The organism is Paenibacillus glucanolyticus NBRC 15330, assembly GCF_004000885.1.
GTDB lineage: Bacteria > Bacillota > Bacilli > Paenibacillales > Paenibacillaceae > Paenibacillus_AQ > Paenibacillus_AQ glucanolyticus.
The window spans coordinates 16,196-37,660 of the sequence record NZ_BIMC01000003.1 but is presented as its reverse complement, the minus strand read 5'-3'; the positions used below and the strand labels follow the sequence as shown (position 1 = coordinate 37,660).

The 21,465-nt window shown below is 46.3% G+C and carries 24 protein-coding genes and 1 tRNA gene; 5 read left to right on the top strand and 20 right to left on the bottom strand.

What is annotated here, in order from left to right; genetic code table 11:
* Window positions 1-88 precede the first annotated feature (88 nt).
* A complete protein-coding gene (locus PGL02S_RS06230) occupies window positions 89-391 on the bottom strand; it encodes a hypothetical protein (RefSeq protein ID WP_036640538.1) in 303 nt (100 codons plus the stop codon).
* A gap of 144 nt (window positions 392-535) precedes the next feature.
* Here PGL02S_RS06230 and PGL02S_RS06225 point away from each other — a divergent pair, with 144 nt between their 5' ends.
* Window positions 536-751 carry a helix-turn-helix domain-containing protein gene (locus PGL02S_RS06225; RefSeq protein WP_036640539.1) on the top strand — a complete coding sequence of 72 codons (216 nt, stop codon included), beginning with the start codon at window positions 536-538 and terminating at the stop codon, window positions 749-751.
* A gap of 82 nt (window positions 752-833) precedes the next feature.
* A complete protein-coding gene (locus PGL02S_RS06220) occupies window positions 834-1,064 on the top strand; it encodes a hypothetical protein (protein WP_081742779.1) in 231 nt (76 codons plus the stop codon).
* Window positions 1,065-1,123: 59 nt separating this feature from the next.
* On the opposite strand, the gene PGL02S_RS06215 is transcribed toward PGL02S_RS06220, so the two are convergent.
* The 7 genes from PGL02S_RS06215 to PGL02S_RS06185 form a co-directional block, all read right to left on the bottom strand.
* Window positions 1,124-1,387 (bottom strand): hypothetical protein, encoded by a 264-nt coding sequence (locus tag PGL02S_RS06215; protein WP_036640541.1) that lies wholly within the window; start codon window positions 1,385-1,387, stop codon window positions 1,124-1,126.
* A 603-nt stretch (window positions 1,388-1,990) separates the two neighbouring features.
* Complete coding sequence (locus PGL02S_RS06210; protein ID WP_036640543.1) at window positions 1,991-2,737, bottom strand: helix-turn-helix domain-containing protein; 747 nt, start codon at window positions 2,735-2,737, stop codon at window positions 1,991-1,993.
* A 1-nt stretch (window position 2,738) separates the two neighbouring features.
* Window positions 2,739-3,779, bottom strand: a complete 1,041-nt coding sequence (locus tag PGL02S_RS06205) for a tyrosine-type recombinase/integrase (RefSeq protein WP_036640545.1) — start codon at window positions 3,777-3,779, stop codon at window positions 2,739-2,741.
* 156 nt (window positions 3,780-3,935) lie between these two features.
* Window positions 3,936-4,026, bottom strand: a tRNA-Ser gene (locus tag PGL02S_RS06200).
* Window positions 4,027-4,193: 167 nt separating this feature from the next.
* Window positions 4,194-4,415: a DUF951 domain-containing protein gene (locus PGL02S_RS06195; protein ID WP_006207362.1), complete on the bottom strand. Its 222-nt coding sequence runs from the start codon at window positions 4,413-4,415 to the stop codon at window positions 4,194-4,196.
* A gap of 67 nt (window positions 4,416-4,482) precedes the next feature.
* The gene (locus PGL02S_RS06190; protein ID WP_306766004.1) at window positions 4,483-5,310 is read right to left on the bottom strand and encodes a mechanosensitive ion channel family protein; all 828 of its coding nucleotides are present in this window, start codon (window positions 5,308-5,310) and stop codon (window positions 4,483-4,485) included.
* A gap of 77 nt (window positions 5,311-5,387) precedes the next feature.
* On the bottom strand, window positions 5,388-5,642 hold the full coding sequence (locus tag PGL02S_RS06185) for a DUF3343 domain-containing protein (RefSeq protein WP_036640546.1): 255 nt from the start codon (window positions 5,640-5,642) through the stop codon (window positions 5,388-5,390).
* 272 nt (window positions 5,643-5,914) lie between these two features.
* On the opposite strand from PGL02S_RS06185, the gene yyaC reads away from it, so the two are divergent.
* Window positions 5,915-6,520 carry a spore protease YyaC gene (yyaC, locus tag PGL02S_RS06180; protein ID WP_036640550.1) on the top strand — a complete coding sequence of 202 codons (606 nt, stop codon included), beginning with the start codon at window positions 5,915-5,917 and terminating at the stop codon, window positions 6,518-6,520.
* Here yyaC and PGL02S_RS06175 read toward each other — a convergent pair.
* The 12 genes from PGL02S_RS06175 to rpmH form a co-directional block, all read right to left on the bottom strand.
* Entirely contained in the window at window positions 6,495-6,995 is a 501-nt protein-coding gene (locus PGL02S_RS06175) for a DUF4446 family protein (protein ID WP_006207368.1), read from the bottom strand. The genes yyaC and PGL02S_RS06175 overlap by 26 nt on opposite strands.
* Window positions 6,996-7,033: 38 nt before the next feature.
* Complete coding sequence (locus PGL02S_RS06170) at window positions 7,034-8,182, bottom strand: aminotransferase class V-fold PLP-dependent enzyme (protein ID WP_036640552.1); 1,149 nt, start codon at window positions 8,180-8,182, stop codon at window positions 7,034-7,036.
* A 243-nt stretch (window positions 8,183-8,425) separates the two neighbouring features.
* The gene (locus tag PGL02S_RS06165) at window positions 8,426-9,265 is read right to left on the bottom strand and encodes a ParB/RepB/Spo0J family partition protein (protein ID WP_006207370.1); all 840 of its coding nucleotides are present in this window, start codon (window positions 9,263-9,265) and stop codon (window positions 8,426-8,428) included.
* Window positions 9,258-10,019: a ParA family protein gene (locus PGL02S_RS06160; protein WP_006207371.1), complete on the bottom strand. Its 762-nt coding sequence runs from the start codon at window positions 10,017-10,019 to the stop codon at window positions 9,258-9,260. The genes PGL02S_RS06165 and PGL02S_RS06160 overlap by 8 nt, the downstream gene beginning before the upstream one ends.
* A gap of 291 nt (window positions 10,020-10,310) precedes the next feature.
* The gene (gene noc, locus PGL02S_RS06155; protein ID WP_006207372.1) at window positions 10,311-11,129 is read right to left on the bottom strand and encodes a nucleoid occlusion protein; all 819 of its coding nucleotides are present in this window, start codon (window positions 11,127-11,129) and stop codon (window positions 10,311-10,313) included.
* 1,293 nt (window positions 11,130-12,422) lie between these two features.
* Entirely contained in the window at window positions 12,423-13,145 is a 723-nt protein-coding gene (rsmG, locus tag PGL02S_RS06150) for a 16S rRNA (guanine(527)-N(7))-methyltransferase RsmG (RefSeq protein ID WP_006207373.1), read from the bottom strand.
* Window positions 13,146-13,148: 3 nt separating this feature from the next.
* Window positions 13,149-15,035, bottom strand: a complete 1,887-nt coding sequence (gene mnmG / locus PGL02S_RS06145; protein ID WP_036640554.1) for a tRNA uridine-5-carboxymethylaminomethyl(34) synthesis enzyme MnmG — start codon at window positions 15,033-15,035, stop codon at window positions 13,149-13,151.
* 109 nt (window positions 15,036-15,144) lie between these two features.
* Entirely contained in the window at window positions 15,145-16,521 is a 1,377-nt protein-coding gene (gene mnmE / locus PGL02S_RS06140; protein ID WP_036640637.1) for a tRNA uridine-5-carboxymethylaminomethyl(34) synthesis GTPase MnmE, read from the bottom strand.
* A gap of 188 nt (window positions 16,522-16,709) precedes the next feature.
* Window positions 16,710-17,492, bottom strand: coding sequence for an RNA-binding cell elongation regulator Jag/EloR (gene jag / locus PGL02S_RS06135; RefSeq protein ID WP_036640557.1), 783 nt, complete (start codon window positions 17,490-17,492; stop codon window positions 16,710-16,712).
* Window positions 17,489-18,379 (bottom strand): YidC/Oxa1 family membrane protein insertase, encoded by an 891-nt coding sequence (locus tag PGL02S_RS06130; RefSeq protein WP_036640559.1) that lies wholly within the window; start codon window positions 18,377-18,379, stop codon window positions 17,489-17,491. Before PGL02S_RS06130 ends, jag begins: the two co-directional genes overlap by 4 nt.
* 75 nt (window positions 18,380-18,454) lie before the next feature.
* Window positions 18,455-18,805, bottom strand: coding sequence for a ribonuclease P protein component (gene rnpA / locus PGL02S_RS06125; protein WP_009591465.1), 351 nt, complete (start codon window positions 18,803-18,805; stop codon window positions 18,455-18,457).
* Between the two features lie 221 nt (window positions 18,806-19,026).
* Window positions 19,027-19,161, bottom strand: a complete 135-nt coding sequence (gene rpmH / locus PGL02S_RS06120; RefSeq protein ID WP_006207379.1) for a 50S ribosomal protein L34 — start codon at window positions 19,159-19,161, stop codon at window positions 19,027-19,029.
* Between the two features lie 455 nt (window positions 19,162-19,616).
* On the opposite strand from rpmH, the gene gnd reads away from it, so the two are divergent.
* Together gnd and PGL02S_RS06110 are read left to right on the top strand one after the other, a co-directional pair.
* The gene (gene gnd / locus PGL02S_RS06115) at window positions 19,617-20,516 is read left to right on the top strand and encodes a phosphogluconate dehydrogenase (NAD(+)-dependent, decarboxylating) (RefSeq protein ID WP_006207380.1); all 900 of its coding nucleotides are present in this window, start codon (window positions 19,617-19,619) and stop codon (window positions 20,514-20,516) included.
* A gap of 134 nt (window positions 20,517-20,650) precedes the next feature.
* Entirely contained in the window at window positions 20,651-21,328 is a 678-nt protein-coding gene (locus PGL02S_RS06110) for a GntR family transcriptional regulator (protein ID WP_006207381.1), read from the top strand.
* Window positions 21,329-21,465 lie beyond the last annotated feature (137 nt).

Genomic DNA, 21,465 nt, shown 5'->3' with positions numbered 1-21,465 from the left:
CAGCCACGCTAGGCCGCGGATTAGGTACCGTTGAGTCCTGCGGCTTGTCCGGCGGGATGTTGCGCGGTGTGAACGTGATAGTCCGTTGTTAAGCGTTGCCTGCATTATGCGTCACCTCCACGTAAAAGCCTAGTTCGCGTAACTCTGCTTCGGTTACCTCAACGCAGCCGGCCGTGTAACCTGCGCAGATGCTTGCGAATGTCTCCGGCAATGTCAACGCGAGAACACGGATAGGAACGTCGATTTCTTGCTTGCGCTTGTTCTGCGGCTTCCATACGAGGATAAAACGATCAATGCGGCGGGAATAGCGGTAGCCTACTGGGTACAGGCTGGTAACGAGGGACGATGCGTTCGATTCTTGAGAAACTTCTAACGTAACTGCATTAGTCATTTTGAAACCTCCAATATATTATTTGCACACTGTAGTGTTTATTTGATTACCTTTAGTATACACACTGCGATGTGCATCGTCAATAGCCTAATTGATATTTTTGACACTCTAATTTATAATTTTCTTATTGAATGGAGGCTGAACATGGCGATTAAGGTGCATTTGTCGCGGATAATGGGAGAGAAGAGAATAAAGATTTCTGAACTCGCGGATATGACCGGCTTACATAGAAATGGTATAACGAAGCTATATAACGAGAAAACTGACGGCATTAAATTTGATACTCTTGAGAAACTTTGTCGTGCGTTGGACTGCTCCGTTGGGGAATTAATAGAAATTATAGAGGATGGGGAAAAATGAAGAATCCACGAGGAACCATCGCAGCATTAATTGTTTTTGCCGCTATTGGGTACATAACAGTGCGCTACCTTGGGATATCGCCATGAGTACAGAACGCGAATTACGCCAACTCTACCAAGACGTCCATTTCTTCGCGGCCGCCCTATCCGAAGCGCTCATATCCATTTGGGAGGAAGATCCGGCCGGAGTCTACTCCGAAGTTGACCGAGGATTTATCGATCGGTATACGGCCGATTACGTGCGTGTTCGTAACGCTGAGACCGGCTGCAGGACGCATTACTCGCGGGATACTGCGATGTTTAAGCGAATATAAACGAAGAAAAGACCGCTACCCCGTTAATGTGGGCGCGGTCTTCTTTTATGTAATTCACTCTATTCGTCTAACTTGCGGCGACGCTCTCTCAAGTAGTCATCGAGAATAGCGTTAAGAATCTGCGTCTTCAATCCACGTTTACCTTTAGTTATTTCGTTAAGCTCCGCAAGTAAGTCCTTTCGGTACCAAGTCGTTGTTCTATCGTGCGTATCCTCAAATTTCGGTTTAGGAACATCAACGTTTACGTATTCCTTCTTTTCGATAGGTCCCCCTGTACGAATACTGATTTTCAACAATGTCTCTCTTAGATTTTTGTCTGACATGATGTTCATCTCCCCTTTTTAGCTGGATAACCAGTTTAACACACTCGATTTTTATGTCAACGTTTATCTACGTATACGTAATTTTCATGTTGACAATCCCTTTTTATGTGTGTTTGATTTTTTCTAAAATTATAGAAAAAACGCTTGGACCGCGGGTCGATAATCCGCATAAGTCAAGCGCTTTTCAATAAAAATCAATAATTTGTTGTTGTAACGTTACCTTGACAGGTGTAAAATATAACTGACGATAATAAAATTATCGCTATAACGTTATTGCGATAACCAAAAAGTGTTTGCAAGGTAAGGGTAATAAAAAACTACAATCAAAACTCTTGAATGAGTAGTCCATCTCTTGGCGGAGGCGTGGGCTACTCTTTCTTTTGGGATAATTTTATCAACTCAATGATAGCTTTCACTAGTGCCAAACTAAACGTCATTGCAGTAAATACTATCATGATAATTTGATAAGTGTCCAGAATATCACCACCGGGCCGCTTACCTTGCTTGTATATTATACCATTCTACATTTGATTGGGCATCTATATTCTTAAAGATGAACACAAAAAGAATTAGATAAACTACCTGTCGTAATCAGACTTAAGTCTACACGCTTTTATTCATTTTAAACTGTGCCGCTCTCCACTCCGCTAGAGCTTCCCCATAGCAATCGTGAAATACTCCCACCGGAGAATAAACGCTAGACTTCGGCAATCCCGTCCGTAGATCAACGGCCTTCGTGAAGTACCGATCGGCAGCCAGCGCAATAACCTCCGCCTCAAGTTGACCGCTAAATCTACGCGTCAGCATCGCGTAAGTATCCTCGAAATAGTGGTCGTACAGGCTTGCGGTGTCGTTTAGCGGCAGCTTGCGCAATGCTTTAGCCAGCGCCTGTAAAATGGCGTCGTTATCGCTCTTATCTATTTCTCTTTTAAAGTCAGTAATATTTAAATCATTAATTACTTGTGTCGGTTTCTCCGTCTTCGGTTTTTCCACGTCCGGAATATCCGTATGTGGTAAGTCCGGATCTGGATCATCGATAATCGGCCGCTCATAGATTACCGTTTCCATTCCGGTTATTCGGTTCGCTTCATCACGCGTCTGTCGGCGCTCAACATAACCGCAGTTCTCGAGCTCCTTTATCGCGGAGTATACGGCGTCACGTCCGTCCTTCGACCGCTTGACTAGGTCCGCAATATACACTCGCCAGTTAGACGGTTTAGACAGGAGATACGCGAGCAGCCCCTTCGCCTTCCACGATAGGCGGTCATCGCTAAGAAAATACGGATCTAGAATCGTATAGCCGTTATCGCGCTTCTGAACGCGGACAATGCCGCCTGATGGCTTCGTCATATCAACGGCCTCCCTTACGGCTTGTCAGACGCGTTAACGGACTGTACCGCTTATGCTCTTCCGCCAAGCTGCCCTCGCTAATTTGGACGTACTTACGCGTTGTGGCGATGTCTGCGTGCCCCATTAGCTTCTGCAGGTGGAAAATGGACATACCGTTCTCGGCCGCCATTGTCGCGAAGTTATGACGTAGCACATGCGGCGATACTGTCCGGCCTAGCTTCGCCCTCTCCGCGTAATTATCAAATGACTTCTGTATCGTCTTCTCGCTTAATTGCTCGCCGTAATTAGTAGTAAATACATATGTAGTGTTGAAGTTGCGTTCCGTTTCCGCAATAAGCTGCTTTAATAGGCGCGCTGTCTCTGTCGATAGAGGTAACGTCCTCGATTTGCGGTTCTTGTTCTTCGATGCTGGCAGCGTAATCGACTTTTTAACGAAATCAATCTCCGGCTTTTCTAACGCGCAAATCTCGCCTAGTCGTAAGCCTGTATCCAGGATCAACGTCATGATAACGTAATCTCTCCATTGCGCCCATTGCCGTTGGTCTGGCGCCTTCATAAAGCGCCGCAGCTCATCGTCACTTAGAGGCATAACAGTATCGACATCTTGGCGCATTAGGGAGACGTTAATGGCCGGATTCCGATCGATAACCTCCTCACCGTACAGAACCGCAAAGAACGTCTTTAACACGCGGATACGGACGTTTACTGATGCCGGCGATAACCCGAGCTTCCCTTTCTCGTACTCCGCTTTAAACGGATGGCCTGCGTAGTATTCCTTATCCTTCGCACACCATAAAACATACTCGCGTAATAGATCGGCCGTCACCTCGCAAATAGTGATTTCGCCGTACCTCTCCGTAACCCATTCGATAAAGTAGTTCATATTCTGTATGTAGCCGCTTATAGTCCGTCCCTTTAGGTTGTTGGCGCGCTTAATCTTAATGACGAAATCAACGGCTTCCTGTAGCGTATAAGACGGCAAGGCTACGTTAACGATCGGTTGCCGCGTGCCTACCGTTTTACGACCGGTTCTTTTATCCATAACGAAAAAATACCCCCTACGCGATATCACGTAGAGAGTATTCCGGAATCAGTTAGGCGCTTCGTAATCAGCTAGCGCCTTAACGTATGTATTTCGAACAGCTTGCGCATCACATACCGTATTGTAAACCGCGTAATGGCGGGTATTAACGATTGGTGGCGGAAAGGGTGGGATTCGAACCCACGCACGCCTTGCGACGCCTAACTGATTTCGAGTCAGCCCCCTTGGGCCTCTTGGGTACCTTTCCACAGCAAGATTGATTATAGCATGGAAACGTTGTCTCGTCAACAGCTTGTCTGTTCTCTGACCTACCTTAGACACAGTGACCGAAGCTGAAGTTCAAATCCAAATATCCATTCCCTAGATCCCTTGCTTCGCATACAGCTGCTTGGGATACCTCCTCGGGAGGAGATATTACGGAGTATCCCCTGCCCCTTCGGAATCCTGTGCCGAACGTAAAACCTTCTTCAGGTTCTTCTCGAACTTTCCTCTGGGTATCAGCACACTATGCTGGCACTTGGTACACTTGATCCGAATGTCCATCCCCATGCGAATAATCTCCATCTCATTATTCCCACAAGGATGAGGTTTCTTCATCTGAACGATATCCCCTAACTGAAATACCTTGCGTTCCATGGTTTCCGCTCCCTTGGTTTCATCTCTTTCATCTTATCTATTATATATCATTAGATAACGAAATTGATCAACCCTGAGCACGTTCTTGTCCCATCTCCCGTGCTTCGATCGCCTGTTTGATATCGGTGAAAATCTGACGCTCCACAGCTTCCCTTGCATTGGGATTACATTCCGCTACAATTCGAACGACATATTCCGATGTGTTCAAGGTTTGAATTCCAAGCACATCCGGTGTCCGCTGCACCTCAGGGCGACGTTCCGTGATACCCTCAAGCGCCGTTTGAATAAGTGTAACCGTATCTTTAAGCTGCTGATCATTCTTAACCGGCAAATCCACAATTGCAAGCGAATTGGACAGCGAGTAGTTCGTGACACTCGTAATCATCCCGTTCGGAATAATATATGTTTCTCCGTTCAATCCTCTTACACGCGATGTGCGGAGTCCAATCATCTCTACTGTTCCCCGGTATTCACCACTCTTAATCACATCGCCTACAGCAAACTGATCCTCAAATATAATGAAGAACCCGGTAATCACGTCCTTAACCAAACTTTGTGCCCCAAAACCTATGGCCAGGCCAAGGACCCCGGCACCGGCTAACAATGGCCCTAACTTAAAGTTGAACTCCGAGAGAATGATTAGAATCATAACAAAATTACATACGACGGAAGTTACATTTTTTAACAGCTCTCCCACTGTAACAAATCGTCGTGAATTAACTTGAATCCGACTCTTCTCCTGCTTCAACAGGAATTGATCAATCATTTTATACACAACCCGAATAACAAGACGTGTCAGAATAAAAATGATAATGACCCGAATGCCCGATGTCAGTATATTCATCCACATCGCTTCATCGGTAAAAAATCCAACGATTTGATTTTTCAAGTCCACTGCTCCCTCACCAACGTTTTGTAAACTACCTGTCTCCCGGTCAGATAACCAAGCTCCTCAAGCCTGATGTCCTCCCCTTATTCTTCGATGCCTATATACCTCATGTTGTTATCAAGTGCAAATATGCCCCGGATCTCCACATGCTCCTGTCGGATGATCTCTTGAACATCTTTTAACGCATCTGGCGGGAATTGAATCGATAATGCACAGCCTGCCGTAATCTCTTTCGGTGTAGGAAAGAGATCGATTTCGATATCCGCATACTCCAGCAGCATCTCCGCACGCAGCGCCTGCTGGGTGGAATCAAATGCGATTAGCATCGCGCCCTCCACTGTTCCATCCTCCTCCATCATGCCTATCGTTTCTATTAATATGCTTATTTAACATCATGACCTAATAATAAGAGTTTTATATAAACTGTTAAAAAGTTCAGCTTATTCATATAAACCCGTATAAAGCCGTAAAGACTGGCTCATCCTCTTTCTTTAAGCTAGGAAGCTGTCTGAAATGAACACCAAATCACATTTTAAGCAAATCCCAAAGTATAAAAACGGTCTTTCATCCATATACTGATACTACCAAATGCAGACGAAAGGAAGATTCTATGAACCGTCTATCTAAAATCACGTCTCGCCCGGAGGCTTCAAGCTTAAAAATACCACATACGGACCCTAACATCCATTCTGCTATTATACATCGCCTGCTCTTCCATCTTTCTGACGCTCGTATTCAGCATCGTCCGCTTGTCATTGTCTGCATCGGTACCGATCGCTCTACGGGTGATTGCCTGGGCCCTCTGGTTGGCACATCTCTTGCCCGTTATAACAGCCCCCTGTTCCATCTGTATGGAACACTGGACGAGCCTGTCCACGCTATGAATCTTAAGGATACCCTGACTGCTATTCATGAAAAATATGATAACCCCTTTGTGATCGGAATTGATGCCTGTCTGGGTCAATCATCAAGTGTAGGCTCTATTCAGGTATCCGACGGACCTCTCAAGCCTGGAGCCGGTGTACATAAAGAATTACCGCCGGTCGGCGATATCCATGTAACGGGTATCGTCAATGTCGGCGGCTTTATGGAGTACTTTGTATTGCAGAACACACGCTTGAGCTTGGTCATGCGGTTATCTGATATCATTGCAACCTGTCTTTTTGCCGGTATCAAAGAGTGGAACCGCTCTACCCTTCTTGCAGCGCAAGAGTAACGGCCTCTTTTTCCTCCGGAGACAATGGGTATTTAGACTGTCCATCCTTCAATGGTTTAGCGTACACATAGGAGCTCTCCCGGTTATGCAGGCCGGTCAGAACAATCCCTTCCTCTTGTTCACTGAGAATAGCCAGGGAGAAGCTCATTTCGTTCCCTCGTTCACCAAATGCATTGTATCGGACGATGCCCACCTTGGACTTCATCCCTTTTATGCTGCTGCTGATCGTATCCAGCATTTTTTGGTGACTGGCATGTCCCTCTTCAATTTCATCCATTTGAATTTTCAACTGGACCAACAGGCTTTCAATATCCTCTACCCCGCTGCCTGCCATCATCGCATCGTATCGACGCCTCATTTTTCGCAGTTTTGCCCCTTGAACCATTATCGTTATCCATAAGATCAAGATGATCATGATCATTCCGACGACAAACCAATGAAGCTGCTCCATGATCAATTCATTTAATTCAGACATGCTTTCTTCCTTCCTCTTCTCCATCTTGATCTAATCGTTTAACTGTGAATTTCTGCAATAGCTCTTCTCATCAGATCAATCTCATCACGGCGTGTGGAAATACCTACACTGGCTCTGACTGCACCGGTCTTTTCCGTTCCCGATGCCATATGTGCAAGCGGTGTGCAATGATAACCGGCACGCACGGCAATCCCATACTCCCGGTCCAGTCGAAACGAAAGCTCCGATGCACTGTACCTTTCTGACACAAACGCTACAATGCCCGTTCGCGCTTTTCCTAAAGCTGGTCCGAGTAAGCGAAGATCTCTTACCTCTTGCAGACCCTCCATCATATATTGCGTTAACTCCCATTCATGCCGGTAGATATGCTGCGGCGTCCATTCCAGCACCTTCTCCACTCCTGCTTGCAACCCTGCATATCCCACCGTATTAGGTGTTCCTGCCTCATATCGATCCGGACGCACCGTCGGCTGCTCAATCGCTTCCGATTGGCTTCCTGTACCTCCATGCATTAAGGGTTCCAGATCAATATTTGGTGAGATATACAACCCGCCCGTTCCTTGTGGTCCAAGAAGCCCTTTATGTCCCGGAAAAGCCAGCATACCAATATGCATGTCCTCCACGTTGATATCCAACATGCCCGCACTCTGAGCGGCATCTACGAGCAGTACAGCACCTTTCCTCTTCACTATGTCTCCCAGTTCATATAGAGGAACAATAGAGCCGAGCAAATTGGAACTGTGACTGCATACAACCAACCTGGTATTAGAACGAAACGCACCCTCAATTAGTCGTAAATCCAGATGACCTTCCTCATCCACGGGGACATAATCCACTTGTAGTCCTCGTGTGCGTTTTAAATATTCCAAAGGTCTTCGCACCGAATTGTGTTCAATCATCGTAGCAATCACATGATCTCCTTCATGCAAATATCCTTTGATTGCTAAATTCAGCGCTTCGGTTGTATTCGAGGTTAGTGCGATATCATTAGGGTTCTTCACCCCGAAGATATTCGCAAGTGTCTTCCGAGTCCCGTATAGCACACGGGAAGCTTTCACGGCCATCCGGTGACTGCCCCGTCCCGGATTAGCTGCAGCGTCTTCCATCGCCTTCCTCATGGCCTCAAACACCTCAGGAGGTTTGGGCCATGAAGTAGCCGCATGATCCAGATAAACGATCGGGTCCATGATGTTTCCCCTTCATCTCTTCTATAATGGATGCCTTATAATACATGGTCAAACATCGACACATTGTAGTACACTCACATCCCTGTCACCATGCACATTCAGTTAAATAAAGACATATCTCATTCCCATACAGGAACGTCGACATGTCTTTGGTTTTTAATCACTCTGGTTTGCTTTTCAATCCGTCACACTATAACCTATCCCACTCGTGCTAGAGCCCTCTTCACTAACAACCTTCATCTATTATTGAAGGAGCTCCAGCAGTCGTTCCAGATCCTGTCTACTATAGTAGTTAAGCTCAATCTTCCCTTTGTCTTTATTGTGCTTAATTTTCACCGTTGTTTTAAATCGCTCTCTCAAATCCTCTTCCAGATGGTCAATATAAGGATCTCGCTTTTTCACTTTCGCCTTCGCTTTGTCGGCAGGCTTGCGATCCAAATTCTTAACCGCTTCCTCTAGTTCACGAACGCTCCACTCTTGTTCCACACATTGCTTCGCTAATTGTTTAACAAGGATCGGATCCTTAATTCCAACGATCGCTCGAGCATGACCCATGGATAATGTTCCACGTGAAACATTTTCCTTCACTTCTTCCGGTAGAGATAGCAACCGTAAAAAGTTAGCGATGTGAGAGCGAGACTTACCCACCTTCAGAGACAGTTCTTCCTGCGTTAAGGAAAATTGTTCCATTAGTCCCTGGTAGGCCACCGCAATTTCCATGGCATTCAGATTCTCACGCTGCAAGTTCTCAATAAGGGCAATTTCCATTACCTGTTGATCGCTAAAAGAACGAACCACCGCTGGAACTGTAGCTTTTCCACAATACTGAGACGCCCGGAATCTGCGCTCCCCGGCAATAATCTCATACCCTTTCAGCACACTCCGAACGATAATCGGCTGAATTACGCCATGCTGACGAATCGACTCTGCCAGCTCCTGGATCGCTTCATCGTTAAATGTCTTGCGCGGCTGATACGGGTTCGCTCGCAATTGACTGAGCGGAATTTCCACTACCTTGTCATCATCATGAATAGACAAAGAAGGAATAAGCGCATCCAGCCCTTTTCCCAAACGTTTACTCATACGAGATCACTTCCTTTGCCAGCTCCAAGTATACTTCCGCTCCCTTTGAACGGGGATCATAGGTGATGATCGACTGTCCATGAGACGGCGCCTCACTCAAACGAACATTTCTCGGAATAATCGTTCTGTACACTTTTTCCTGAAAATACTTCTTCACTTCTTCAATCACCTGAATGCCCAGGTTGGTGCGCGCGTCCAGCATGGTTAACAATACACCCTCAATCTTGAGGGATGTATTCAGATGTTTCTGAACTAGACGTACCGTATTCAGCAGCTGACTCAAACCTTCCAGAGCGTAATACTCGCATTGAATCGGAATGATAACGGAATCGGCCGCAGTCAAAGAATTGATTGTTAGAATGCCTAGCGACGGAGGACAATCTATCAAAATATAATCATACTGGGGCTTGATTAATTGAAGTGATTTTTTCAAACGCACTTCACGGGAGATCGTAGGAACAAGCTCAATCTCAGCACCAGCCAGTTGAATGGTAGCCGGAATGATGTCCAGACCTTCTATGTTTGTCCCACAGATGGCGTCTTTCGGGTGTACTTCGTTGATGATAATATCATAAATGCAGTTTGCAACATCGGCTTTATTAATGCCAACCCCACTCGTTGTGTTTCCTTGGGGGTCTATATCCACCAAAAGCACCCGTTTGCCTAGCGAAGCCAATCCAGCTCCCAGATTGACGGAAGTCGTCGTTTTGCCGACACCGCCCTTTTGATTTGCTATGGCAATTATCTTTGACACTCATTTCACCTCAATGTAGGAAGACTCTTCTAAGTAGTCGCAATAGATGTATACAGCAAATTAGCTGTACATAAAATATGTGAACAATCCCCATGTACCGGAATGCTCCAGGATATAGCGCCGATGAAAATGAGCAACAATATTAATCACGTGTTTCTCATCTGTAAGTAAGAATAAACCTATATGACTCTGCCTGCCGAAGAGAGTTAAGAGAATTTCAATTGAATGAGGTATCTCCCCTCCTCGGTCAACAGAAAAAGCGGTACGATGTATACCGCTTCACACCATATCTTAACGTTTAGGTATTTTTATAACGATTTCATAATGATCTTCATGATCATTCTCTGTTGTTTTGATAGCCATTCCGGAACCTGAGACCATGTCAATCGATTGACGAATCGTGTTCAGGGCCAAACGAACATCCTTACTGTAGGATATGCGCTTGGATTTCTTCATCGTAGTTACTTCTTTATAGAAGGCGATACGAGCCTCCGTCTGTTTCACATTCAGCTCTTTGGTTATGATCTCATCCAGCACCTTGAGCTGGGTTTCTTCATTATCCAATGAAAGCAATGCACGAGCATGGCGTTCCGTCACTTTACGTTCCATCAGTGCAAGCTTGACTGCTTCCGGTAGCTGCAGCAGACGGATCTTGTTGGCAATGGTCGATTGGCTCTTGCCTAATCGCTGTGCCAGGCTTTCCTGTGTTAATTGGTGAAGATCTATCAGCTTTTGATAAGCAACAGCTTCTTCAATCGAAGTCAGTCCTTCACGCTGCAAATTCTCGATTAACGCAATCGATGCCGCCTGTGAATCGTTGAACTCCCGAACAATGGCCGGAATCGTGTCCAGACCCAGCTTCTTAACCGCACGCCAGCGGCGTTCCCCTGCAATGATCTCATACACGCCATTACGGACACGAACGACGATAGGCTGGATGACCCCATGGGTTTTAATCGTCTGGAGCAGCTCATCAATCTTATCATCATCAAAAATCGTCCGTGGCTGGTATGGGCTGCTGACAATCTCGTTTACCGGGATTTGTTTCACTTCATCCCCTTGGTTCCGCTCTGCCGCTAAGCCAAACAATCTCGAAAATTGTTCTTTCATTCCGTATATTACCACCTAATTTCATGATAGCACGGATGAGCCTCCGGAAACTCCCGGAATCGGTATAAGCGATTGGACAACCACAATGTGAGGTAACTCCTTATGAATCTAGCGCCCATTTTAGATATAGCAATTTCCAAGCTGTCATGGTGCTAGATTCCACTGTGGAGCCAGGCATTTCCCTGCAAAAACAGATTTCATGCTGATTAGAGAATAAGCCCTAATGGCGAGACCGCATTTCTCTGATCAAACCCCGCTGCATGAAGCGGTTGCTTCTTGAGAGATATATCAGGAGGCCATAGCATGATGTTGTCTAACTTTCGATATCTCACAAGTTGTATATATTAGTTCTACTTCGTAAGAGACCACTGTCCCCTTGGGTGACATGGAACTTCCAAATAACAGCAGTCGCAAGTTCTCTAATGAAGACTGCACGAAGCAAGGATGGAAAAGTGACCAAACCAGGATTTATACTCTTTCATCCCATCAAAGAACGGGCAGAATCGCCCATCTGCTCAAATGGATACTACGATTCTATTCTACCACTTTTTGTCCTATAACTCTATTCTCCAATATCACCTTTTTTCCTGCATTTCTCGCTTGGTTTATACATGATTTGTGCACAGTTCCAAACTTTTGACTTCCAAAATAAGAATGGTAGATAAATCTACACTCCTATGATGCTTCATGGGATATGAGTTGTCAGAATGATTGTGGGATATACCAATAGAATTACGTCTTAATCTGTATCTGTACCCCGGAATGGACCCACCCAGGTTCAAAATTTCGGAGAAAACACTATCAGGTAATGTTTGCGAGTCCAGCAACCCTCTAACCTGATTTTGTTCTTGCACTGGTAGTAAAGAGGCTTTCATTCAAGTATCAGCAACTGTGTAAAAAAGAGACTGTTTTAATTTATAAATCTTCTGGGATGTTTCACGTGAAACATTCTCTTATTTTAACGTATATATCCATAGGAACAATTCCATCCTATCCAAGATTCAACCGGAATAGAAATACGAATGTCATCATGATACTCAGCCTATCGTAAGAGCAAACAACATTCATTACTCCCATTTCAAAAAAATGAAGCTGCCTTTTACACAAATCCAATACCTCACACAAAAGCCTACTAGCAAATTCGTAATCTCATGCTTTTAAGAAGCTCTGATAGAAAGCTATCGCTCGAGTTTCTCACCCTTATGGAGGCAACCCTACCCTACTCATAAAAAAAAGAAGGACTCCATCGAGTCCATCTCTACTATGACTTCCCTTCTAAAGAAGAGAAGTAGATTATATAATTGGTGTTTTCGCTGCCGTACCTGCCTTGCGAGGATATTTGGAAGGTGTGGCACCCTTTTTATCGATGACCACAATGTGCCGATCAGACTCCTCTACAGGCAAGGAGAACGAATGCACCTTATTCAGCGCCCCTCTGAGCTCTTTCAGGCTTCTAGCAGACTCCTTCACCTCTTCAGCAGGGTCACTGCCCTTCATCGCCGCAAAACGTCCTCCTACCTTGGTGAAAGGCAAGCAGAACTCATTCAGCACAGCCATTCTGGCTACCGCTCTTGCCGTCACCAGGTCGAAGCCATCACGGTACCCCTGCTTACGGGCAACTTCCTCCGCACGACCATGGATCAGTTCAACGCTGGATAGACCAAGGGTGTCCACAACAAACTTAAGGAACGTAATTCGTTTGTTCAGTGAATCTACTATCGTCAGCTTAATATGCGGAAAGCATATTTTCAGAGGGATACCCGGGAAGCCAGCTCCTGATCCGATATCCGCCATACTGCCAATCTTGCTCATATCCACATAAAAGGCAAGCGTTACCGAATCGTAAAAATGCTTCGTATAAACCTGCTCCCGCTCCGTAATCCCCGTCAAATTCATTTTTTCATTCCACTCTACCAGTACTTCATAATACATCTCGAACTGCTGAAGCTGTTTCTCATCTATCGTGATCCCGTGCTCTCCGAGCCGGTCAACAAAAGCTTTCTGAATGTTGTCCATTCCTTATCCTTTCGCTGCGGTCACCCGGTTGTAGTGCTCCAGGTAAACGAGAAGTATCGAAATATCCGCTGGTGTTACACCCGCGATCCGCGATGCTTGACCGATGGAGATTGGACGGATCTTGTTCAGCTTCTGCCGAGCCTCCATAGCCAATCCGTTAATGTCGTCATATACGATATCTTCCGGAATGCGCTTCTTCTCCATCTTTTGCAGTTTCTCTACATGACCCAGCTGTTTCTCAATATAACCCGCATATTTAATTTGAATTTCTACCTGCTCCTTCATATCCTCATCCAGATCATATGGAGATGGTGAAAGCGACTCGATCATCGCAAACGATACTTCCGGACGACGAAGGATTGTCAGCAGATTGCTTCCATCCACAATCGGTGCAGAACCGGCTGCTTCAAGCGTAGCATTCACCTCAACCGGCTTCACCTTCGCTTGACGAAGACGCTCGATCTCCTGCTCTACCAACTGCTTCTTCTGAAGGAATTTAGCATAACGTTCTGCCGAGATCAGTCCGATGTCATGACCGATTTCGGTGAGACGCAGATCCGCATTATCATGACGAAGCAGCAAACGATATTCGGCACGGGAAGTAAGCAAACGGTAAGGCTCATTCGTTCCTTTGGTTACCAAATCATCGATCAATACCCCGATGTAGCCTTGTGAACGATCCAGAACGACAGGCTCTTTGTCTTGCACTTTACGTGCTGCATTGATACCAGCCATAATACCCTGACCTGCAGCTTCCTCATAACCCGAGGTTCCATTGATCTGACCGGCTGTAAACAGGCCCGGCAGCTTTTTCGTTTCCAGGGATGGCCACAGCTGCGTTGGCACCATCGCATCGTACTCGATGGCATAGCCATTGCGCATCATTTCAACCTTTTCCATGCCCGGAATGGAACGAAGGACCGCAAGCTGCACATCCTCAGGCAAGCTGGTGGAGAGTCCTTGCACATAGTATTCCTTTGTGTTTTTACCTTCAGGCTCAAGAAAAATCTGATGTTTCGGTTTGTCGGCAAAACGAACGATTTTGTCCTCAATGGACGGGCAATAACGTGGTCCCGTTCCTTCAATAATGCCCGAGAACATAGGAGCACGGTGAAGATTATCATTAATGATCTGATGTGTGTCCACCGATGTATACGTCAGCCAGCATGGAAGCTGCTCATTATCGGAGGATTTTGTTTCATAAGAGAAAAACTTCGGTTTGTCATCCCCAGGCTGAATTTCGGTCTTGGAGAAGTCGATGGTGTCCTTGTGAACACGCGGTGGCGTTCCCGTCTTGAACCGAACGAGATCGAATCCAAGCTCACGCAGGTTATGCGCAAGTTTAACCGATGGCTGTTGATTGTTCGGGCCACTCTCATACATGAGTTCACCCATAATGACTTTACCGCGCAGGTACGTACCGGTAGTCAGCACAACAGCCTTCGCACGATATTCTGTACCTGTCTGGGTCAGGATGCCCACACACACTCCATCCTCAACGATGAGCTGGTCTACCATACCCTGACGAAGCGTAAGCTTCTCTTCCTTCTCCATCGTTTCTTTCATCGTATGCTGATAAGAAAATTTATCGGCTTGAGCACGCAGCGCGTGAACGGCCGGACCTTTTCCCGTATTCAGCATCCGCATCTGGATGAAGGTTTTATCGATGTTGCGTCCCATCTCTCCACCCAATGCGTCGATTTCGCGCACGACATGTCCTTTTGCAGGACCCCCGATGGACGGGTTACAAGGCATAAAAGCAACCATATCCAAATTGATCGTAACCATTAACGTTTCGGCACCCATACGTGCAGATGCCAGTGCAGCCTCACAGCCGGCATGACCCGCACCCACGACAATTACGTCATAAGTGCCACCCATATAACTCATAGCTCACCCTCCTGTTCTAAAATGTGTTATATACGTAATCTAGGGCACCCTTGCGGATATCCCTGAAAATTCAAAACGAATCTCACCTCTATATAGTAAACCTGCTTGCTTATTTACCCAAGCAAAATTGTGAAAAAATCTGATCGATGAGCGAATCACCAACCGCTTCGCCCAGTATCTCGCTTAACTGCTCCCAGGCCATTCTGACATCAATCTGTATCATATCAATCGGAATAAGCTGTTCCGCCGCATCGTAAGCATCCTGAAGTGACTGCTTGGATTTCTTCAACAAGGCAATATGGCGCACATTGCTTACATAGGTCAGATCCCCACCTTCAATCTGGCCGCTGAAGAACAAATTCGATATGGCTTCTTCCAGCCGGTCGATACCTTCTTCTGCCTTCACAGACATCGGAACAATCAATTCCTCAGGGTAGTACCGATGCAGAATGTCCAGATCGAGTTGGGACGGTAAGTCCATTTTATTCATAATGACAATGCATTGTCTACCGCGTATTTGTTCCATCAATTCCAGTTCATCCTGATGTAGTGGTTCGCTGGCATTCAGTACGAGTAGAATTAGGTCCGCTTCGTTTACCGCATGCTTGGATCTCTCAACGCCAATCTGCTCTACCACATCCATCGTCTCCCGAATCCCTGCGGTATCCAGCAGCTTTAATGGAATGTTGTTAATCGTGACAAATTCCTCGATAACATCTCGCGTAGTTCCCGGAATATCCGTGACAATCGCCCGATTATCCTGGGCAAGTGTATTCAAGAGCGAGGATTTGCCTACGTTGGGACGGCCGATGATAGCCGTCGTAATTCCTTCACGCAGGATTTTCCCTTCTTGTGCAGTCTTCAGCAGCTTATCAATCTCATGCATCACCTGCTGGCTTTTCTCCTTAATGAACTCCGAGGTGAGTGATTCCACATCATGCTCAGGATAATCGATATTCACTTCGATATGGGCCAGTGTCTCTACAAGAGTGTGACGAAGCTCGTTGATCTTGCGGGATAGCGTTCCTTCAACCTGCTTTAGAGCAACCGAGAAGGCACGATCCGATTTCGAACGAATCAGGTCCATAACGGCCTCGGCCTGGGACAGGTCAATCCGGCCATTTAAGAAGGCCCGCTTCGTAAATTCGCCCGGCTCCGCCAAGCGAATGTTTAATAGAAGCAACAGATCCATCACACGCTTTACGGAGATCACCCCGCCATGAGCACTAATCTCCACTACATCCTCCGTCGTGAAGGACCGGGGAGCACGCATAACGGTCACGAGCACCTCTTCCAGGTTCTCTCCTGTCTTCGGATCAGCAATATGACCATAATGTACGGTATGGGAGTCCACCTGCGTTAATTTGTTTTTGCTTTTGAATATACGTTCCACTTCTTGAACAGCATCCGGTCCGCTAACACGAATAATGGCTATTCCACCTTCGCCGACTGCTGTAGAAATAGCTGCAATAGTATCACTGAACATAGTTTCCTTCACCTCTTTCATTAAAAAAACCTCAATATCACAACCACTACGAACTCGCTTGGCCGCCATATTGATAATCTTTAAAAGAAATACCCCTGCCGGAGTCTCTTTGTATAGGTCTCTTTAAAAAACAATGACTCCCTCTTGGAACTTAAGGAGTCATTGATCATATATGCTCTTCAACTTATTTAGGAAGACTTGGGTGTAATGACAACCCGCCGGTTTGGCTCTTCTCCCTTGCTGTAAGTCTTCACGGCTCCATGTGACTGGAGCTTGGAGTGAATTACCTTCCGCTCGGCAGCCGGCATGGGCTCGAGCACAATCTCTTTGCGAGTCTTCAGAACCCGTCCCGCCAATCGATCTGCCAGATCTTCCAGCGTCTTTCTACGGCGATCACGGAAGTTCTCGGCATCCAGTACAATACGAAGATAACTGTCGGAATACCGATTCGCAACAATATTCGCCAGGTACTGCAGGGCATCCAGTGTCTGACCTCTGCGGCCGATCATCAGCCCGAGTCCGGCACCGGAAATTTGAAGCGTTGCATAGTCTTTCCCTTTCTCCAACTCCACCGTAATATCAAGCCCCATGGCTTGTCCCGTATCAAGGAGAAAGGCGGTGGCTTCCTGGTAGGGGTCCTTCCCTTCAATATAAGCTGCACCAGGGCCCTCTGCCTTCGTAGTGACAGCCGTCTCAGGCGTCATAACAGAGGTATGAGAGATCTGAACCTCTTTGGCCGATGCAGCTTGCGTATTTGAAGGAGCTTCCTTCACAGGTGAATCGCCGCCGGCATGGTCAGGCAGGAGCGTTAATTCTACTTTCGCTTCCTTGACCCCGAACAGGCCCAGGAATCCTCTTGATGGCTGACTCAATACTTGAACCGATACACGGTCTTGACTTACACCCCATCGGGCCAGCCCTTGTGCGACAGCATCTTCAATGGTTTTTCCTGTTGCGACGATTTTACTCATCTCGACTTCTTGGCTCCCTTCGAACCTTTTTTCCCGCCTTTGCTGCCACTCTTTTTCCCGTTTTTATTGCCGCTTTTATTGCTCTTCTGACCTTCGGTTGCGCTGGCCACGCTCGCCACGACAGCAGCCTTGTCATTGTTGCGGTACAAGAAGTAGTTCTGCACGATCGTGTAAAGGTTACTGTAGAACCAGTACAACGGAAGTGCGGACGGGAACTGGAAGGACATCACAAAGATCAAAATCGGATAAACGAACAACATGAACTGCATCATCCCCATTTGCGGAGACGGGTTCATCTTCATCATCATTTTAGTTTGCAGGTAAGTGGTTATCGCTGCGAGTACCGGCAAAATGAACAGCTTGTCCGGTTGACCCAACTGAAGCCACAGGAATTCATGGTCACGAAGGAGATTGTTATAGTAAATCGAATGATAGAGTGCGATAAATATTGGCATTTGAACGATCAGCGGCAAACATCCCGCCATCGGATTAACCTTGTTCTCCTGGAAGAGCTTCATCGTCTCCATTTGAACTTTTTCAGGCTGATCTTTATATTTCTCGCGAATTTTCTGAATTTCAGGCTGGATGGCCTGCATTGCCTTCGAGCTTCTGACCTGTTTCAGAGTCAGCGGTAAAATCAAGGTACGAACGATAAGCACCATCACGAGTACGGACAATCCGTATTCACCGTTAAACCATGTAGCAAACGTATCCAGTGCCAATGTAAAGTAGTAAACAACGTTGCTCTGCCAAAAGCCCCCATTTTTCAAATCTTCAATGGTACGCGTTTGGTCTGCTCCAGGTGCACAACCTGAGATAACGGCCACTGCAAGAATTACAGCGGTGAGGAGGAACCATTTTCCTCGTCTTGTCTTCATGAACGACACTTCAAAACCCCTCTCTTCGCCATTCCATTCCACGGTAAATCATAACATATTTATATGGACAAATAAACACATGGTTCAGCCCCTCTTCGCTTTCAAAAGGGACGATTTTCTCAATACATGAAGCACGCTTTTCTCCAGCTCCTGATAGGACTTATCGAGGGCGCCTTTTCGAACGATAAAGATCAAGTCGATATGCTCGATAATCTGATGCTGGTGGTGCCTGACAATCTCCTTAACCAGCCGTCTCATCCGGTTGCGGACCACCGCATTGCCGATCTTTTTGCTGCATGAAACGCCCACGCGGAACTGCTCTACCTCTTTTTTGCGTGACCAATATACAACAAACTGATGATTGGCGAAGGATTTTCCGTGTCGATATACCCGGCTGAAATCAGCGCGGTTTCGTAAACGAAGTTTTCTATGCACAAGTTTCTCCCGCCTGCCGTTAATCAAGTTCAACACATCGTAAGCTTCCCGGCATCTCTACTATTATAATAGTATAGTCATGCCAAAACAGCGATAAACACCTATATTTGAATACTTTACGACCAATTTAACGCGCATGGTGTTCATAATATAGGACTCTCCTCACACTCCAGGAGATATTACGAAAAAAAGACCACCTCGGTGGTCTTCGCGGCACAATATTAAGCGCTCAGTACTTTTCTTCCTTTTTGACGGCGGTTAGCCAATACTTTGCGTCCGTTCTTCGTGCTCATTCTTTTACGGAAGCCGTGTACCTTTTTACGTTTGCTCACATTCGGTTTGAAAGTCGGTCTCATGAATTAATGCACCCCCTTACAGGAATCTCTCTTACCCATATTTTAAGATCAAAACGTCAATTGACGCACTTTCACGGAAGAATAGACCGCGATTTGTTGAACCGACGTCTATGGACGTATATCTTGTAAACAGACCGCTAAAAGCAAGCGGATAATGTTCTCATCTTCACAGAAAATGCCTTTATATATTTAATCACGTTCGTGCCCAAAAGTCAAACCCAACTTGTCCTGCCCCCACACATAAGTTTTCCACAAGTAGTCATTTTTGCTAGTTTTGAATTATCCACATGGGGATAACCTATTTAAACAACTTGAGAATGTCATTTCGGACATCATCATGTCCTTTCCATTTCTCCAAAGCTTCCTTATTTACACAGGAGCTATAAAAGAGTAGTATAAATAACTGAGTTAAAGTTGTATACAAGTATACACCTAAGAAGGAGCTGCATTGTTTTATGAAAATAGGCATGATCGGTCTGGGCAAAATGGGCCTCAATCTGGTTCAAAATCTGATTCATCAGCAGCATCAGGTCGTCGCTTACGACTTAAATACGGAGTTGGTCAGTCAAGCTGCTGGATATGGAGCCGAGCCCGCATCGTCAACCGAAGTTCTTGTGGCCAAGCTGGATAAACCACGCATCCTATGGATGATGGTGCCTGCAGGAAATATCGTAGATTCCGTCATCGATTCTCTCTCACCTCTACTGGAGCCAGGCGATATTCTGATTGACGGCGGGAATTCCCATTACAAAGATTCCATTGCCCGCGCAGCCAAACTGACGGACCAAGGGATCCACTACTTTGATGCCGGTACTTCAGGCGGCATGGAAGGTGCCCATAACGGAGGCTGCTTTATGATCGGGGGCAACCGCGACGTATTTGCTACCATCGAACCCCTGTTTAAAGATATGGCAGTTGAGAACGGTTACTTGTATGCAGGGAACAGCGGCAGCGGCCATTTTCTGAAGATGGTTCATAACGGAATTGAATACGGCATGATGCAATCCATTGCGGAAGGCTTTGAAGTATTGGAGAAAAGCGCATTTGACTTCCAATACGAGGACGTTGCTCGGGTATGGTCGAATGGATCCGTCATTCGCAGCTGGCTTATGGAGCTGACGCAGAATGCTTTTTCCAAAGATCCCAAGCTCGAAGGCATTAAAGGTGTTATGCAATCGTCCGGCGAAGGAAAATGGACCGTTGAAACCGCACTCGAAGTTCAAGCAAGCGCACCGGTTATCGCCATGTCCCTGTTTATGCGCTACCGCTCCCTTGACCAGGATGCGTTCCACGGCAAGGTCGTGGCCGCGCTTCGCAATGAATTCGGCGGCCATGCAGTTGAGAAATCGGAATAGCTCTTTTCTTCGTTAATCCCTGCTGATACATAAGGGCATCCTGCGCAGAACGCATTCATGGTCCCCTTCTCTTCGCATGTGGTATTATTACCACTAGAAACACAAGAATCAGCATCGGATTGGAGAATCATGCTATGAAGTATCCCTCAACCTGGCTTCAGGGAGCCTCTCTCGGAGAGGCCATCGCAAGTGAACTGAGACTGCAAATTATTAGCGGCACCATAAAACGGGGGGAAATCCTGTCCGAGAACCGAATCGCGGGAGAATTCGGCACCAGCAGATCCCCTGTCCGGGAAGCAATGAAAACGCTGTCCAGCGAAGGGTTAATCCAATTGGAACGCATGGGCGCAGTGGTTATGGGCTTATCGCTTAAGGAAGTTGAGGAATTGTACGATGTCCGCTATCTTATTGAGAGCTTTGTTCAGGGACATGTATTTGTACATCCGCAGCCTGAATTAGTCCAACAATTAAAACAAATCGTGGACCGAATGGAGCTTGCCGCCAAGCACCAGGACCCGGTTGAGTTCTCCTATCAGGATCTGGCATTCCACGAACGAATCATTACGGAAGCCCGTCATAAACGAATTCTTCATCTATGGAAGAGCATTCGTCCGATCGTGATCACTGTCATGTTAATTACGACACGTCAGGTGTTCAGTGGTGGGGAATTCAAAGTCCGTTATGTCATGGATAAACATCTGCAGCTCATCGCAGAGATGGAATCCCTGGATTCGGCAAGGATTCAGACGGCGGTTCAGCGTTATTTTGATGATTCCCGTCAAACGCTTCATCTTAGTTTTCCGGAGGGTTAGGTTAATCCTCCTTTCCTTTATACGATTGGCACGCTTTAAGTTGTCGACAAGTATACAATGAGATTCGCTTTGATTTGGGTATACTATCCCGGAACATCTCAACTATTATCTATTTCCCGATTCAATATGGGTCAACT